This window comes from Roseovarius sp. MMSF_3298, from assembly GCF_030733705.1.
GTDB classification, from domain to species: Bacteria; Pseudomonadota; Alphaproteobacteria; order Rhodobacterales; family Rhodobacteraceae; genus Roseovarius; species Roseovarius confluentis.
This window is the reverse complement of record NZ_JASHIN010000047.1, coordinates 1-16423: the sequence shown is the minus strand read 5'-3', so window position 1 is coordinate 16423 and position 16423 is coordinate 1. Positions and strand designations below refer to the sequence as shown.

Annotated in this window: 13 protein-coding genes and 1 pseudogene; 4 read left to right on the top strand and 10 right to left on the bottom strand. The window is 64.1% G+C overall.

Annotated features, from left to right (window positions below; genetic code table 11):
* Positions 1-94: 94 nt before the first annotated feature.
* The 4 genes and pseudogenes from RBB18_RS22385 to RBB18_RS23250 form a co-directional block, all read right to left on the bottom strand.
* The gene (locus RBB18_RS22385) at positions 95-919 is read right to left on the bottom strand and encodes an IclR family transcriptional regulator (RefSeq protein WP_274593900.1); all 825 of its coding nucleotides are present in this window, start codon (positions 917-919) and stop codon (positions 95-97) included.
* 452 nt (positions 920-1371) lie between these two features.
* A complete protein-coding gene (locus RBB18_RS22380) occupies positions 1372-1566 on the bottom strand; it encodes a hypothetical protein (protein WP_103763700.1) in 195 nt (64 codons plus the stop codon).
* Between the two features lie 352 nt (positions 1567-1918).
* On the bottom strand, positions 1919-2962 hold the full coding sequence (locus RBB18_RS22375; RefSeq protein ID WP_306112525.1) for an alcohol dehydrogenase: 1044 nt from the start codon (positions 2960-2962) through the stop codon (positions 1919-1921).
* Between the two features lie 91 nt (positions 2963-3053).
* Positions 3054-3311, bottom strand: a pseudogene (locus RBB18_RS23250) (aldehyde dehydrogenase family protein); the annotation flags it as partial.
* Positions 3312-3572: 261 nt separating this feature from the next.
* Between RBB18_RS23250 and RBB18_RS22370 the strand changes: the two are divergent.
* The 3 genes from RBB18_RS22370 to RBB18_RS22360 all read left to right on the top strand — a co-directional run bounded on the left by RBB18_RS22370 (position 3573) and on the right by RBB18_RS22360 (position 8067).
* Positions 3573-4715, top strand: a complete 1143-nt coding sequence (locus tag RBB18_RS22370; protein ID WP_306112524.1) for a sulfite oxidase — start codon at positions 3573-3575, stop codon at positions 4713-4715.
* Positions 4716-4786: 71 nt separating this feature from the next.
* Complete coding sequence (locus tag RBB18_RS22365) at positions 4787-6898, top strand: acetate--CoA ligase family protein (protein ID WP_306112523.1); 2112 nt, start codon at positions 4787-4789, stop codon at positions 6896-6898.
* A gap of 41 nt (positions 6899-6939) precedes the next feature.
* Entirely contained in the window at positions 6940-8067 is a 1128-nt protein-coding gene (locus tag RBB18_RS22360) for a CaiB/BaiF CoA-transferase family protein (protein ID WP_306112522.1), read from the top strand.
* Positions 8068-8091: 24 nt separating this feature from the next.
* Here RBB18_RS22360 and RBB18_RS22355 read toward each other — a convergent pair whose 3' ends face one another.
* Positions 8092-8664, bottom strand: coding sequence for a hypothetical protein (locus RBB18_RS22355; RefSeq protein ID WP_281255068.1), 573 nt, complete (start codon positions 8662-8664; stop codon positions 8092-8094).
* Between the two features lie 724 nt (positions 8665-9388).
* Here RBB18_RS22355 and RBB18_RS22350 point away from each other — a divergent pair.
* Positions 9389-10120, top strand: coding sequence for an IclR family transcriptional regulator (locus RBB18_RS22350; RefSeq protein ID WP_274593892.1), 732 nt, complete (start codon positions 9389-9391; stop codon positions 10118-10120).
* Here RBB18_RS22350 and RBB18_RS22345 read toward each other — a convergent pair.
* From RBB18_RS22345 to RBB18_RS22325, 5 genes are read right to left on the bottom strand one after another with little or no spacing between them, the layout of a single operon-like run.
* Complete coding sequence (locus tag RBB18_RS22345) at positions 10117-11676, bottom strand: tripartite tricarboxylate transporter permease (RefSeq protein ID WP_306112521.1); 1560 nt, start codon at positions 11674-11676, stop codon at positions 10117-10119. The two genes, RBB18_RS22350 and RBB18_RS22345, sit on opposite strands and share 4 nt — an antisense overlap.
* 10 nt (positions 11677-11686) lie before the next feature.
* Entirely contained in the window at positions 11687-12151 is a 465-nt protein-coding gene (locus tag RBB18_RS22340) for a tripartite tricarboxylate transporter TctB family protein (protein WP_103763710.1), read from the bottom strand.
* A 24-nt stretch (positions 12152-12175) separates the two neighbouring features.
* Positions 12176-13156 (bottom strand): tripartite tricarboxylate transporter substrate binding protein, encoded by a 981-nt coding sequence (locus tag RBB18_RS22335; RefSeq protein ID WP_306112520.1) that lies wholly within the window; start codon positions 13154-13156, stop codon positions 12176-12178.
* Positions 13157-13216: 60 nt separating this feature from the next.
* The gene (locus RBB18_RS22330) at positions 13217-13954 is read right to left on the bottom strand and encodes an enoyl-CoA hydratase/isomerase family protein (protein WP_103763712.1); all 738 of its coding nucleotides are present in this window, start codon (positions 13952-13954) and stop codon (positions 13217-13219) included.
* Positions 13955-13970: 16 nt separating this feature from the next.
* The gene (locus tag RBB18_RS22325) at positions 13971-16097 is read right to left on the bottom strand and encodes an acetate--CoA ligase family protein (protein WP_306112519.1); all 2127 of its coding nucleotides are present in this window, start codon (positions 16095-16097) and stop codon (positions 13971-13973) included.
* Between the last annotated feature and the right edge of the window lie 326 nt (positions 16098-16423).

The following is a 16423-nucleotide window of genomic DNA, read 5'->3' as shown; positions in this document are numbered from 1 at the left end:
TCCGCCAGAAGCATCCCGCAAAACGGCCCAGCCGCGATCTGGCAAATCTCGACCACGCGAACGCCGGCCAGCGGAAGGGATTGCGGTTCGTTCATCAGGTTTCCTTTCGTGTTTGCAGCGCGGCAGACGCCTCTTCCGCCGCCGTCGTCACCATCTTCGCAAGTTCCGGAATGCGGGTCTCGGTCACCCTATCCGCGGGACCTGCGATGGACAGCGCCATCCGGACACGTCCGTTCAGGCCATAGATCGGTGCGCCGATCGCACAGACCCCGCCGCGCCATTCGCCGCGATTGATCGAATAGCCCCGGTCGCGGGTGGCTTTCATATCCTCCACCAGTGCATCGAGATCGGTGATCGTCTCATCGCTCTGCGCGACCGGCTCCAGCGCGCGCCATCGGGTTTCCCCATCTGGATCGAAGGCCAGGATCGCCTTGCCCGTCGCCACGCAATAGGCCGGCGCACGCTCCCCCACGCGGGTGAAGGTGCGCACCGCTTCCGGGCTGTCCAGCCGATGCAGGTACAGGACTTCGTCGCCGTCGATCAGGCCAAGGATCACCGTCTCGCGGCTATCGTGGCGCAGCCGCTGCATTGCCGGAAGGCACGGATTGATCCAGTCGGGCTGCTCCGACCGCATCATCGCGACCTCCCAAAGACGCAGTGTTGCGCCATAGCGAACCGTTTCCGGGTCCTGCTCGACGTACCCTTCCTCGATCAGAGTGTGCAGCAGGTGGTGAGCGTTTGTCTTGCTAAGCTCGGCCACGCGGGAAATATCGCCTAGGCTCATTGCGCCGCGCGCCGACAATATCTCGATAAGGCGCAGCCCTTTGCGCAGCGTGGTATCCCGGCGCGGCGCCGCTTTCGGCTTCGATGCCGCGGAGTCCGCTTCTGCTGACGCAGCTGTCTTTCTGTCTTTCATCATCTCTCGTTCCTTTTTTCAGCCATCCAGACTGGGGTGGTGCAGTCCATCATAGCTGAATAGGTGCGAAGTGTTCGAGAACTGCAAACGGGCCCTCTCCGGGAACGCCCGGATATTCCGGCATGGCACGGATCCGGCCCCGCAACTTGCCCAGGAAAGTGGAAATCAGGCCGCAGGCCGCAAAGGATGTGTATCGAGGTTTTCGCTGTTTCTGGGTGGCTAGACGCGATCACGAGGGATTCCGTTGTTCTTCAAGCGTGAACGCCTTTTCACATACATTAATGGTTTTTGACTGTAAACCCTGAGATTGACGCTCCTGGAAGGCACTAATTGACATTCAAATGAGACGCCCCGGAATTGCCGGCGCATCCACGCGCGCTTCGACTTGACCGACAAGTACCTCATCGCAATCACCAGCGAGTGGAGATGAGACAAGAGACCGGGACCAAACAGAGTCAGGCCGAAAAGGCCATGAACCGGCTCAGCATGTTGGCACCTATGGCCATCACAAAGATCGCACTGCATATCTGGAGCGTCTCGAGGCCGCCCTGTTTCATCAGTTCGAAGCACATGGTGCGCTTCACCGGCGTGATCAGGATGGTCATGGACGCGCCCACGGCCCCGGCCACGAAAAGCTGGCTGATCGGCACCCGGGCGATAATGCCCTGGAGGATGCAGAGGATCGAGGGGGGATCAGCGCGCGCTAGGTGAAGACGGCAAAGAGCAGTGCGGCGAGGAAATGCAGCACCTTATGGATCGTCTCCGGCAGCGGCCGCGTCACCACGTCCACCGCGATATGGGCGTTCCGGCTTTTCGGCCAGGAAGAGGGGCAAAAAGCAGATGGCGACCATCTAGTACTGCGAGCCGATAGGAATGGTGCCGGGCAGCGGACTGTTGAAGAACGCCTGCGCACGCTTGGCCTTGTCGATCCCATTGCCCGCGCGGGGGTCGCGTGAGCACCCGGCGGCGCGCCGCCGGGGTCGAAACGCCTGTCGGCGACGGTCAGGGGGTCAGCACGGCGCGGCCGATGACCTTGCCCTTCTCCAGGTCTGTGATCACGGTATTGGCGTCGTGCAGATCATGTGCGCGGGTGGGGATCCGCCCCAGCTTGTCATCCATGGCCATGCTCATCAGATCGCGAAACTCGGTCAACGATCCGACGCAGCTGCCGACGATCCGCGCCGACTTCCAAGTGATGTAGGGGATGCGCCAAGGCGTTGCGCCGCCGTAGAGCCCAACGAGCACAAGCGTGCCCGCCTTGCTCAGGGCTTCGAAGCCCAGTTCGGTGGTCTTGGGGTTCCCCACGAAGTCGATCACGCATTTGACCGATCCGCCGCAGGCGCGCTGCACTTGCGCGACGGCATCCGTGGCGGCGCCGTCGATGGCAGCACCGGCGCCGGCGGCAATTGCTGCCTCGCGCTTGGCCGGATCTACATCCACGACGACCGGCGACCGGGCCCCGAGCGCCTTGAGAATTTCGATCGCCATAAGTCCAAGCCCGCCGGCGCCGATGATGACGACCGTTTCCTCCGCGACCTGCGGACGTATCTTGTTGATCGCGCCGAAGGCAGTCAGCCCCGAGCAGGAAAGTGGCGCGAGGTAGAGCGGATCGCGGGTGCCGATGTCGACCAGGTAGCGGGAATGGCGCACCTTGATATGCGAGGCAAAGCCGCCCTCGAGCTGCACGCCGATGAAATGCGGCTGGGTACAGAGATGCTCGTCACCGGTCTTGCAGGTGTCGCACATGCCGCAGCCCTGCCAAGGGTAGACAACGACCTTGTCACCCAGGCTGACCCCGGTCGCGCTGTCACCCATGCCGATGACCTCGCCTGCGATCTCGTGGCCGAGGATGCGGGGCAGCGGCCTGCCGCGGTCGACGATCTCGCCGTTGCCCACGTCATAGCCCCCAGCCTTCATGTGGACGTCGCTGTGGCAGACCCCGCACGCGGTGATACGCAGGACGATCTCGTCCCCCGCGGCCTCGAGATCCGGGCGCTGCATAAGCTCCATATCCGCCTCGAATTTGACGACGCATTGGCATTCCATCTTCTGTCTCCTCTCCTGTAAACCTCAGAACTGGCTGTCGAACTTGTTGATGCGGTAGGCTTCCATCCCCTCCGACCCACCGGCGCTGCCCCAAGCCGCTGTCCCGGCGACCGCCGATCGGCGAACCGAAATAGACGAATCCAAAGGTGTTGTTGTCGACCATCCCGGCGTCGATCCGCGTGGCGGCTGACCGGGCGCGATCTTTCGAGCCGTTGAAGACGTAGCGACCAAGCACAAAGCCGGTGCCATTGGACGCCGCGTAGGCATCCTCGCCCCCGGCAAAGCGGTTGCAACGCTGCGAGTCACAGGGTTCGTCACCTCGATGGTAACGGGCGGCTGCCGCAGCCATGCACCGTCCGCAAACAGGGCCGGATCACTAAAACTGATCGTCACTGGGCCCCGTTTTTCTATATTTCAGAATTATATATCATATTTTGGAACACGCTATGCTACAGACGCGACCGGCGTCAAGCGGTTCCTTCAACCTTGACCGCGGCGCTCTCGGCAGTTGATGGCCGAAGTGAGCGGACGCCATTCCCGCTTGACAATGATCACATGTTCCAAATAACAAAAACATGTTCTACCATACGTAACTCAAAGACCTGTCGGAATGACCTGCTATCTTCGCACAGATCAGTTCCGGCCGGACGCAGAGCCAAAGCAGCACGAGGAAGAGACGATGAAGGATCAGATCAATGAAGACGGCCTGACGGTTCGCGCCCGCGATGCCGAGGGCAATCCCCAGATGGCCGAGGGCCGCCTGCCGGAGGGCGGCGGGATCACCCAGACCGACGATTTTTTCATCGTTCACCACTACGCCCCCCACAAGGTCGGCAGCGAGGACTGGTCGCTCGAGGTGACGAAGCCGGACGGGTCGACCGCGAAACTCGTGCTGGCGGATATCGAGGCGCTGCCAAAGCGCGAAGTCACGGCGCTGCTGGAGTGCGCCGGGATGAGCCGCGGCTTCCTGCCCGACAAGACCCCGGGCACGCAATTCGGGCACGGCATGGTCGGCACGGCAACGTGGCGCGGCCCGCGACTGTCGGACGTGCTTGATCACTTGGGGGTGCGCGACGGGTTCGAATGCGTGATCCTGCGGGGCGGCGACGAAGGCGTGACCCAGCCCGAGAACATGCATTCCGATTTCTCCAAGGGCCTGCCGAAAGAGAAGGCGCTGGACGGCTCCACCATCCTCGCCACCGAGATGAACGGCGCGCAACTGCCCTGGCTTCACGGCGGGCCGGTGCGGCTGGTGGTGCCCGGCTGGTTCGGCGTCTGGTGGGTAAAATGGCCGTGTAAGCTCGAATTTTCGACCGACCGGACCTACGGTGGCTTCTGGCAGAAGGAACGCTACACCTATCAGGATACGTCTGGCAGCATCACCGGCGTGGTTGGCCCGGGCCTGCCGCGCGCGATCATCCAGTCCCCCGAGGATGGCGACAAGGCCACGAAGGGCGGCAGTGTTTCCGTTTCGGGCATCGCCTGGGCCGGGGATCAACCGGTGGAAAAGGTCGAGCTGAGCCTCGACGGCGGCAAGACCTGGACCGCGGCCGAGTTGGGCGCAGACGAGGGTCCCTTCGTTTGGCGGACCTGGCGCGCCGAGGTTACGCTCGACGGACCGCCCGGCTACAACTTCCTGTCGGCCCGCTGTACCGACGTCTCGGGTCGGGTCCAGCAGACGCAGAGCGCGGCCAACCGGCTAGGCTATGGCAACAACGACATCCAGACGATCCGGCTGAACGTCACCGCCTGATCGCGACGCGCACAGCGGATCCCCCGACCGGCGAAACGCGGCAGGGCGCATGCAGAAAATCTCGAGGACACATGAACAGCATAGAAACCACCACGGCAGATGACGACGGCATTCGCGCGCTGCTGAACCCGCGCTCCGTCGCCATCGTCGGCGCATCCGAGGATCAGGCCAAGTTCAGTGGAAGGATCACGCATTACCTGCTGAAGCACAGCTATGCAGGCGATGTCTACCTGATCAACCCCTCACGCGAGACCCTGTTCGGGCGACGCGCCTATCCCTCGCTCGACGACCTCCCGGCCACACCCGACGTGGTGCTAATCGGCACGCCGAAGCCGACGATCGCGGGCATGATCGACAAGGCCGGGCAGCGCGGGGCCAAGGTGGTGGTCGTCATCTCCAGCGGTTTCGCGGACGCGGGCGATAAGGAAGGCGAAGCGGCGCTTGCAGCGCTGGCGAAGTCGCACGGGATGCGCTTGATCGGGCCGAACGTCATGGGCTTTGCCAGCCCGGTCAACAACCTGGCGATGATGTCCTCGCACGTCTTGAAGGTCGACAGGCTGCGCACCGGCAACATCGGCATCGTCAGCCAGAGCGGCGGTGTCCTCAGCGCCCTGATGGACTTCGTGGAGCAGCACGGGTTCGGCATCTCGCACGCCTTTCCAACCGGCAATCAGGCGGACGTCGATTTCTGCGACCTCGTCGGCGGGCTGGTCGACGATCCGATGACGCAGGTGATTTGCACCTATGTTGAGGGCCTTAGCTCTCCCTCCCGCTTCATCGAGACGGCGCGGCGCGTGCGCGCATCGGGCAAGACTTGGCTGATGATGAAATCAGGCCGGACCGAGGCCGGGATGGAGGCCGCCTTTTCCCATACCGCGAGTCTTGCTAGCAGCCACGACGCCTTCACCAACATCTGCCGCGACAACGGGATCGTGCTGTTCGACGACTTCGAATCGTTTGTCACCGCGACCCTGCTTGTCTCGCACAGCCCAGCGGCGCGGATCGACCGGATCGGTGTGGTCTCTCCTTCGGGGGGAAGCTGCGTCATGACCGCCGACCTGTTCAGCGACATGGACCTGCCAATGGCCGAGTTCGGCCCCGCGACCCGCGCGGCCCTGCCGGCGTACTTTCCCGACGACATGACGAACCCGGTGGATACCGGCGCGGCCGTCAAGGATCCGATCGTGGGTGCCAACGGTCCCGTGACGCAGGCTATCGTGCAGGACCCGGCGGTCAGCCTGCTGCTGGGTGTGATCAGCACCTGTCCCGACGTCCGGCTGGTCTCCCAACTGGTGGCCGATGGCGCGGGTGATACGCCACATCTGCTGGTGATCCAGCCCGCCGCGATGGCGGACGAGGCGCGTGCCTACCTGCGCGAGAATGCCATCCCCTATACTGACAGCCTGCACGGCGCGGCCCGCGCCATCCGCGCCCTGCGCGCTGCGGGCACAAGGACGGCCCGCACGGCCGCCACCCGTCCGGAGGGCTGCGCCCTGCCCGCGGACCTGCCTTCCGGACCGTTGGACGAGAAGGCGGCCAAGGCCCTGCTGGAAAGCTACGGCATCCGCACCAACACCGGCAGGCTGGCTACCGACGCCGAGAGCGCGCGGGGCATCGCCGCCGGGTTGACCGCGCCGCTTGTGCTCAAGGTCGTGTCGCCGGACGTCGTGCACAAAGCGGATGTCGGCGGCGTGATGCTGGACATCGACGGCCCCGAGGCGATGGCCGATGCTGTCCGCGCGATGCGCGCCCGGCTGGAACAGACCGCACCGGATGCCGAAATCCACGGCTTCCTAGTGCAGGAACAGGCCACCGGCCTCGCCGAGGTAATGATCGGGGTACAGCACGACGACCTCTTCGGCGCGATGATCATGGTGGGCGCAGGCGGTGGGCTGGTGGAACTGCTGGCCGACGTGGCCACGGCGAGCGTCCCGGTGTCCCCGGAAGACGCCAAGCGGATGCTGGGAACCCTGAAGATCGCGCGTATCCTCGAAGGCGTCCGGGGGCAGCCTCCACTGGACATGGACGCCGTCGCCGACGCGATTTCCCGGACAAGCTGGCTGGCGCACGACCTGGGCGGCCGCCTGTGCGAGCTGGACATCAACCCCCTGTTCGTTGCCGAGGCGGGCAAAGGGGCCGTTGCGGTGGATGCCCGGGCGCTGATGGCCCCCGCGACCGCCTGATCGGCTCTTCGCCGGACGATGCCCCTGTGAAGGAGACGCATGTGACCAACTCTCCCCCTCTGGCCGGAATAACGGTACTCGACCTGTCCCGACTGCTACCGGGTCCGCTCGCGACACAGCACCTTGCCGATTACGGCGCGGAGGTGATCAAGATCGAGGAGCCGAAGCTGGGCGACTACGCCCGCCGGACCGACAGCGCGGGCAAGCACTCTGCCATTTTCAACGCCTTGAATCGCAACAAGCGGTCAGTAGCACTCGACCTGAAGTGCGAGGCGGACCGCGCCCTGTTTCTGACACTCTGCGAGACCGCCAATCTGGTGGTCGAGGGCTTCCGGCCCGGCGTCATGGACCGCCTCGGGCTGGGCTATGACGCGCTTGCCGCGCGGAACCCGGCCATCGTGATGTGCAGCATCTCGGGTTATGGCCAGACCGGGCCGAACCGGCTGCGGGCCGGTCATGACATCAACTACCTCGCCGCCTCCGGCGTGTCGGATCAGACCGGCGCGGCGGGCGGCCCCCCGGCGTTGTCGAACTTCCAGATAGCGGACCTCGCAGGGGGCACACTGGCCGCCGGCATGGGGATGATGATTGCCCTCTACGACGCCGCGCGGACCGGTCGGGGGCGGCACGTCGACGTTTCGATGACCGACGCGGCCTTTACTCACACGGTTATGCCTGTGGCCGACACGGTCCAGCACGGGCGGCCGCCGGAACGGGGCCGGGGCCGGCTATCCGGTGCTTTCCCGGGCTACGGCTATTACGAGACGTCCGACGGGCGCTACATGGCTGTGGGCGCGCTTGAGGCAAAGTTCTGGAAGGTGCTGGTCAACGCGCTGTCCCGCCCGGACCTCGAATCCTGCGGACTGGGCACGCCCGAACAGCAACGACATGCCCGGTCCGAGCTCGAGGCGATCTTCCGCGGGCGCACGCAGGCCGACTGGGCCAAACATTTCGCGAATCACGACTGCTGCGTAAACGCCGTTCTCACCACGGAGGAGGCCCTCGCCTCGGCGCAGGTGCAGGCCCGTGGGCTGGTGCTGGAGGAAGGCAAGCTGGCGCCGCCGGTCCGCATGTCGCGGTTCGAGCCGGCGATCACGCGCCCGGTGCCCGACCTCGGGGCCGACACGGCGGAGGTCCGGCAGCGGGCCGGGGGCGAGACTACGCGCTAGAGCAGACGCGCCCTGCCGTGACCGTCAGGCCCAGATGTTGGGGATGCTGTCGCCAGAAAAGCCCGAAATGAACTGTTTGGCCGTGCCGGTCTCGAGATCGAAGACCGACCTCGGCACCTTCCCGATATTCGCGCCATAGATGTGGATGCTGATCGACACCCGGTCATCGTAGGCGTTGCGAACCTTGTGGACGTCGCCGATGTCGGGCGATACCATGTCGATCATGCCGGGATCGAGCCGTTCCTCGCCGGTGCAGACCATCGGCGCCCCTTCTGCGGGCGGTTCATAGCTCTGCGCGACTTCCGCGCCGCGCAGCATCCCGATCATGCCCCAGACGGTGTGATTGTGGATCGGTGTCTCCTGTCCCGGCCCCCAAACAAAGCTGACCACCGAGAACCGCTCGAAGGGATCGCAGTGCAGCAGGTACTGCTGGTAGAATTCGGGGTGCGGGCGGGCACAGGCTTGGGGCAGCCAGTCATCCGAGGAGATGAGCGTGGCGAAGGGCGCCTGCAGGGTCTCCAGTATCTCGGACTCGGCGGCGCCTCCATCCAGTGTCTCGGTCGCCTTGCGTATGAATGTCCTGAGCAGCGCCGTCATTCTTTGGCCTCCCATTAGAGTTCTCGGCCCGGATCGCCGGGCCATGTTCGTCAAGGCCGGGCGGGCGACGCAGCGCAGCCCTTGGACGCACGATGGTTTTCATCGGCGGACCAAAAGTGCGGGTCCGGCTACCGCCTTGCAGATCGATCTCGGACAGGAGACCATCAATTCTGTCTGCAATGCCCAACACGTTCGCCATACCAGCCTTTACTTTCACAATACAGAATGCATTTCTATAAAATGGAATTTCGTTGTGGTGTCAATGGAGGACTGGATGACTCGAGAGATGGCTGTTGCAGTCCGGGTGGGCGGGGGCCTTGACGGCAATCATCGGGCCCGGCCGGCTCGCGCGATTTGTCGGGCCGGCAATGACGCGTAACCTGTCTGACCGTCCCGATCCCGTCGATCTCGATACCGCTTTGAAGTGTGGGTCTGCGACCGGATCGCCAATCTGGCCAACCGGGAGAGTGCGCTCGGCACGCACATGAGTTGCATCGAGGCCCGGCGGATCGGCTACGAGGGCTATGGAAGGGACATCGATGCCCTTGTGCGAAGTGCCGCCGTGTCCGGGCTCAAGGAAAGGATCCGACGCTACAGCGAGCGCGCCCGGGTCACTCGCAAGGCGACAGTGTGACACGCTTTCCATCCGTGGAGAAGAAATGCTATTCTCACACTTCAGTCAAAAAGGAATATACATTTGGCGGACAAGGCTTTCGTTAAAGGATTGAAACTCCTTTCTGCGCTTTCCGAGAGCGGCGGACCGAGAACGCTGACCAGTCTCGCTGATCAGCTGGGTCTGACGAAAAGCAATACGCATCGCCTGCTGCACACTTTGATCGAAGAGGGGTTCGTCAAGCAGGACGGCGAAAAGGGACTTTATTCCGCGACGCTGCGCTTGTGGGAAATGGGATCGCGCATCGTGGCCGATCTTGACCTGATGGGAATAGCGCGCACTCCGATGCAGGAATTGTCCGACAAGGTGGGCGAAACCATTCACCTGTCGGTTCTCGATGGGCTCGAGGTGATTTACGTTGACAAGATCGAGGCCACGCAGGCGGTCCGCGCCTATACCAATATTGGCGCGCGCGCGCCCGCTTGGGCGGTGGCCACAGGCAAGGCGATGCTGGCCCATATTCCCGCGGCCGAGGAGGCGCTGATTGCCTCCGCCCGTCGAAAAAGGTTCTCGCCCAAGACGCTGGTGACCAAGGACAGTCTGCGGGCCGAATTCGCGCGCATTCGCGAGACCGGCATCGCCTTCAACAACGGGGAATGGCGCCCGGACGTCTGTGGCGCCGCCTCACCGATCCGGGACGCCCGTGGGTCCGTCATCGCGGCGCTGGGGATCTCCGGGCCGGCGATCCGGCTGAACGCGGAACGGCTCCAGGGCCTTGCCCCGGCGGTCATCTCGGGGGCACTGACCATGTCTCGGGCGCTGGGGTGGCAGGGACAGGACTAACTCGTCCTCCGCCGTCCATCGGTTTCCGCCCTGCTTGCTGATTCCGAGATTGCGCTGTCATGCCGGCCCGCGGGTCGGAAAATCTGCGACAACGACAACGCGAGCTGGAACAGCACCACCAGCGTCGTCACCCCATAGAAGAAGATCGCGATGCCACTGGAGAAGAAAACGGTCAGGTCGCCGCGGGATATGATCAGCACGCGCTGCAGGTTGTCCTCCAGCAGCGGCGAGAGCACGAAGCCAATTAAGAAAGCCGCCTCCGACACCCGAAGCGCCCGGAAGGCAAGCCCGACGAAGCCGGCGAAAAACATGACCCAGACGTCGAACATGGAGTTGGAAATGGCGTAGGATCCGACCACGGTCAGCACGATGACCATCGGGAAAAGGATCGCGCGGGGCACCTCGACGATCCGGCGGATCAGCGGCACGCCGAAGCGCCCGACCACGAGGATCACACCGGATGACACCAGCAGCGCGACATAAAGCGCGTAGACGAAGCTGATGTTGTCTTGGAAAAGGTTCGGCCCCGGCGCGAGGCCGTGGAAGAAGAAAGCCCCCATCAGCATTGCGGTGATCACGTCGCCGGGAATGCCGAGCGCCAGCAATGGTATCAGGGTCGAGGCTCCGGTGCCCGAATTGGCGCTTTCCGCCGCGGCCACGCCCGACAGGGCGCCTTGGCCGAATTCCTTGCGGTCCGGCGCCGTCTTGCGCGCGATAGCGTAGGAGGCGAAGGTCGAAGGCGTAGCGCCGACCCCGGGGATCGCGCCCAGCACAATGCCGACAGCGCTGCCACGCAGGATTGTCGGTAGCACGATGCGGAAGTTCGCCCGCGACAGGCGTCCCCGCTGCTCCGGTTTTCCGGAGATTTCGATCTCGGCCTCCTTCGCCGGACGGAAATAGTATAGCAGGATATCCGGCAGCGCGAAGAGCCCCACCAGCAGCGGCAGGAAGGCGATCCCGTCGTAGAGGTTCGGCTGGCCGAAGGTGAACCGTTCGGTTCCGTAGATCAGGTCCAGCCCTACGGTGCCCGCGAAGAGCCCCAGCGCCCCGCCAATCACGCCCTTCAGCAGGCCCGCGTTCGACACCGCCGCAATGATCGTCAGCGAGAAGATGACCAGCGCCAGCAGCTCGACCGGGCCGAAGCGCAGACCGAAGCGGGCCAGCATACCGGCCAGCAGAATTAGCGCCAGAACCGAGATCAAGTCGCCGATGAAGGAGGCCCAAAGCGCAGTGTCCAGCGCCTCTCCGGCGCGGCCCTTGCGGGCCAGTGGATAGCCCTCGAGCATGGTACAGGCGGCGGCGGGCGATCCGGGCACGTTCAGCAATATGGCCGAGATCGACCCGCCGAAAAGCCCCCCCTTGGTGATACCCAGGAGCAGGACGATGCCCGCCAGCGGGTCGAAGAACAGCGTGAACGGCAGCAGGATGCCGATGGCCATGGTGATCGTCAGCCCCGGTATCGCACCAATGATCGCGCCCAAGATGACTCCGAGCGGCAGATAGACGAATATCTGCCAGTTCAGCAAGAGGTCCAGAGACGCCCCCAGATTTTCCATTATGATCTCCTCAGAAGAGGTCAGGCAGCCGGTTCGGCAACGGGATGCGGGCGATCTCGATGAACAAAACGTGCACGGTGGAACTGAACAGGATCGACAGCACGAGGCTGCGTAACGGTCCCAGCCGCGACTTGAACAGCAGCAGGCCGAAGACGAACAAGAACACCGTCAACGCAGTGCCCAGCACAGGCAGAAGCAGGAGCAGGCCGGCGAAAGCCGCGATGAAGACGATGCCGCGCAGCGGCGACATCGCCCCCAGCGATAAGCCCTCCTGTCCGCCGACGAAGATGCCGGCGAAAATGATGCACAGGCTGACCGCGACCACCACCCAAGCCAGCAGGCGTGGCAGGTCCTGTGGACTGAGCGAATTCGGCTGCACATAGCCGGGTGCCCTGATCCCCATGGGGATCAGGACGAACACAAGGAACAGACCGAGGCAGAGCAGGACCAGTCCGGGAAAGAGTCTCGATAGCATGTCGCTGTCTTTCCTCGGAAACGTCTATTGCTGTGCCAGATTCAACCGCTTGAGCGTTTCAGCGAAGAATGCGTGGTTGTCCCGCAGTTCCTGCCCGAAGGTCTCCGCGTCCCTATAGTCCGCGACGAGCCCCAGCTTTTCGAACCGTTCCAGAACGTCCTGGCGCTGCACGGCCTCCTCGACCGCGGCCTGCATCCCGTCGAGCGCTTCCTGCGACATGCCCGCCGGTGCGACGACACCGTACCAGATGATCGACTGCAGGTCTGCAAAGCCGGCCTCGGCCAGCGTCGGCACGTCCGGCAGGCCGTCCCAGCGTTCTTCCTTGAGGACGGCCATCGTCTTGACCGCGCCGGCCTGGCCCTGCGCCAGCAGCGGGCTGTAGTCGAACGCTGCATCGATATGTCCGCCCACTAGGCTGTTGACCGCCTCATTCGATCCTTTGAAGGGCACGTGGGTGGCCTGCGAGCCGGTCATGTCCTTGAGCAGCTCGATGTAGAGATGCGTGGTGGAGCCGACACCGGCGGATCCGAAAGTCACCTCGCCGGGATGTTCGTTCATGTAAGCGACGAATTCCTCCATCGTGTCGACCGGGAAGTTGGGTCGCAGCGCAAGCGAGCCGATGGCAACATTCATCTTGGCGACGGCCTGAATGTCCTCGAGCGGGTCGTAGGAGACCGGGCGCATGTTCGGCGCGATGGTCAAGGTAGCATTGGGCGTAATACCGAAGACGCTGCCGTCCGCCGGGGCCGCGGCCAGGCGCGTCATCCCGATGGTGCCGCCGGCGCCGCCGATGTTCTCGACCGTGATCGACACGCCAAGAATTTCCTCCAGTGCAGGCACGATCGCCCGGGCAGCGTTGTCGGTGGTGCCACCGGGATTGTACGGAACCAACACCCGCAGATCTCCCGTCGGCCATTCCGCCCGCGCCTCACCAACGGCGAGCGTTCCCGCAACCAGCAGCCCGGCCGTGGCGGCGGCCACAAATCTCCCTACAAATCTCAGCATTGTCTTCCTCCCTTTGAATGAATGCCCGCGACTGGGTCCTCCGCCCTGCCGCGACCTTCCCTACTGCCCGGTGAACTCGGGCATTCTCTTCTCCCGCGAAGCGGCCAGGCCTTCGTTCTTGTCGTCGCTCGCGTTGATCCGGTCGAATTCCACCCTGGCCTGCCACATCCGCTCCGCGGGGCAGGTCGTGATCGTCCCGTCGAGGACGTGGGTCTTCAGCGTGGCCAGCACCATGGGCGCCATGGCTGCCATGGATTGAGCCATTTCCAGCGCCACCTCGATGTGCTGGCCGTCCTCGACGATGCGGTTTACCAGCCCCATCTCATAGGCGCGACGGCCGGGCACCGGTTCGGCCATCAGCATGATCTCCATCGCGAGCTTGGTGGGAATGCGCGAGGCCAGCGTGGCCACGATCCCGCCAGTAAAGCCCAGCTTCGCCTCGGGATATGAGAACCGCGTACTCTCGGTCGCGACGCAAAGGTCGCTCATCGCGGCCATGACCAGCCCGCCGCCGACGCACCAACCGGTGACGGCCGCAATGATCGGTTTCTTCGTGCGGATGCCCAGCCCCGGTGCGCAGCGCCAGAAATCGGGAATATCATGGAGATCAGCCCCGGCGCAGAAGGCCCGGTCGCCTTCGCTGGTCAGGATGGCGACACGCTGATCCGAGGCATCGAACTCCTCGAAGGCTTCCTGCAGCGCAAGGGCGACCGGCGTGTTGATCGCGTTCATCTTCTCCGGCCGGTTGATCGCGATGATCGAAACCTTGCCTTCTTTGCGTACCGTTACGACACTCATCTTATCCTCTTTCCTTTCAGTCGTTGTTGTCTGCCATGAGGATGCGCGCATCGACCGCTACGCACCCTTCCCCCGCCTTGCGCAGCAGAAGCGGGTTGATATCCAGTTCGCGGAACCCCGGCCCCGCCAGCGCCGCAAAATGCGAGACTCGGACGATCGCATCGACCAGGGCCGCACGGTCCAGCGGGCCACTTCCGCGGAAGCCAGCCACCATCGGCGCGATGGCCAGGCGGTCGATCATCGCCTCCGCCGTTCCGGCATCCACCGGCGCCGAGGCGAGCGAGACGTCGGCCAGCAGTTCCACGAGGATGCCCCCGGCACCGATCATCACGACCGGCCCGAAGTCGTCATCGTTGCGGGCCCCGACGAGCAATTCCAACTCGCCCTCCTGCATGGCCTGGACCGAATAGCCTTCGATCCGGGCGTCGGGCCGCTCGCGGCTTATCCGTGCGCCCATTTCCGTCACCGCTGCCGCGACCGCGTCGGGACCATTCAGGTTCAGCCTCACACCGCCCGCGTCGGACTTGTGCACGATCTGCGGCGAGACGATCTTGACCACCGCCGGGCCGTCGAACCCGCCGGCAATGCGCCGTGCCTCCTCCGCGTCGAGGGCGATACCCCCGGCGTTCACCGGCAGCCCGATCCCTTTCAGCACCTCCTTGGAGCGGTCTTCACTCAACGCGCCGAAGAGGTTTTTCGGCAGTTCCATGCCCTCTGGCTGGCTCGGCAAGGGACGCACGCGCATTTCGCGTAGCGCCATCCAGCCCTGCAGGGCGCGGATACCGGTGTCCAGCGTATCGACGATGACCTGCCCACGCGCCTTCAGGCGGTCGCGCGCCTCGTCGGCAGCAGCGCCGGGGAACATGATCATGATGTTCGGCATCTCCTGCCCTTCCTTCCGGGCGGCATCGATTCCGTCGGCATAGGCCTCGCAGACATCTGCGAGCGCGGGCACGGTCGTCACCGCCGTCATGCCGAAAGCGACACCGGGGTCGCGGCACAGGGCAGTGGCGCTGGCGCGGACCGTGTCGGCATTGCGGGCGCCGCCGGCGGTGGCGTCGATGGGGTTGAGACGCGCGGCCTCGGGCAGGTACTCGGCAAGCGTGGCCCGCGTGCCGTCGGACCATTCCGCCAACGGCAAGCCCGCTTCGGTCAGCCGGTCGGCCAGCACCGTGGTGCCGCCGCCCGAGAAGCTGAGCCCGCCAACCGCGCCAGGCTTCGGCGCACCGGAAGCGCCTAGAACCGCCGCCAACGTGATCATGGCGTCGAGGTCATCCATCGGCAACACGCCGTTCTCGCGACAGATCGTGTCGAACACCTTGTAATTGCCGGACAGCGACGCGGTATGGGAAAAGGCGGCCGCCGCGCCGGAGGCGGTGCGTCCGGCCCGGACCACCAACCACGGCTTGCCCGCGGCCCGGGCCCGGCGCGCCGTCTCGACGAAGCGGGGGGGAGCCTTCAGTCCCTCGATGTAGCTGGTGATGACCCGCGTCGCCGGATCGTCGATGGCGAAATCGACGAAATCGCAAAGCTCTAGGTCAGCCTGGTTCCCAATCGAGAACAGGTGCGAGAACCCGATACCCATTTCATTCGCCTTGTCGAACAGGGTTGCCATCATCGCGCCCGACTGGCTCGTGAAGGCGATGCTTCCCGACTTCAGGTCGTCGATGAAGAAGGCGGGAGAGGACGAGACACAGAGCCTTGCGCCGGGACTCACGAAGCCGAGGCAGTTGGGGCCGATCAGTCGGATGCCGTTCTGGCGGGCGATTGCCAGCACCTCGGCCTCCAGAGCGGCACCTGCCTCGTCCGCCTCGGAAAACCCGTTGGTGATGATGACGGCGCTTTGGACACCGGCTGCCGCACAGTCGCGAAGTGCCGCCGGCACCATCTCGCGCGGAACCACGATCGCGGCCATATCCACCGGGCCCGGCGCATCCGTCACCGTCGCGAATGCCGGCAGACCCAGGATCATTTCGCGTTTGGGATTGATCGGGATGATCCGGCCATCAAACCCATGGCGTACCAACAGGTGGAACAGCCGACCGCCGAATTTCGCCTGATCCTCGGACGCGCCGATGACGGCCACGGAATCCGGCTGGAATAGGGTCGCCAGCGATTTGCGCGGTATCGTGTAGTCGTTCACCCCATCTCCTCCTCAGGCGCGATACGAACAGTTGAAAAAGGCGATCTCGCCTGTCACTTCTGTTCCGTAACACAGAAATTAATTTCATAATACAGAAATATTTCGTCTGAGCGAGTTTCATGTAAACGGGAGTGGGAAGACGTTGTGGGAACAGTGCCAAGTTTTCTGATGGCGGCCGCGATCAACCTGAAGCCTAATCGTCAGGCAGCCATCCCGAGGGCGTATCCGTGCCACAGGTGTAATTTTGCTCTAGGCGGCGTCTGCATTTAGCTGATCCACGCCATAGCGCAGGCCAGGTCTACGAAGGCTTTGAACGAGGTGACCGA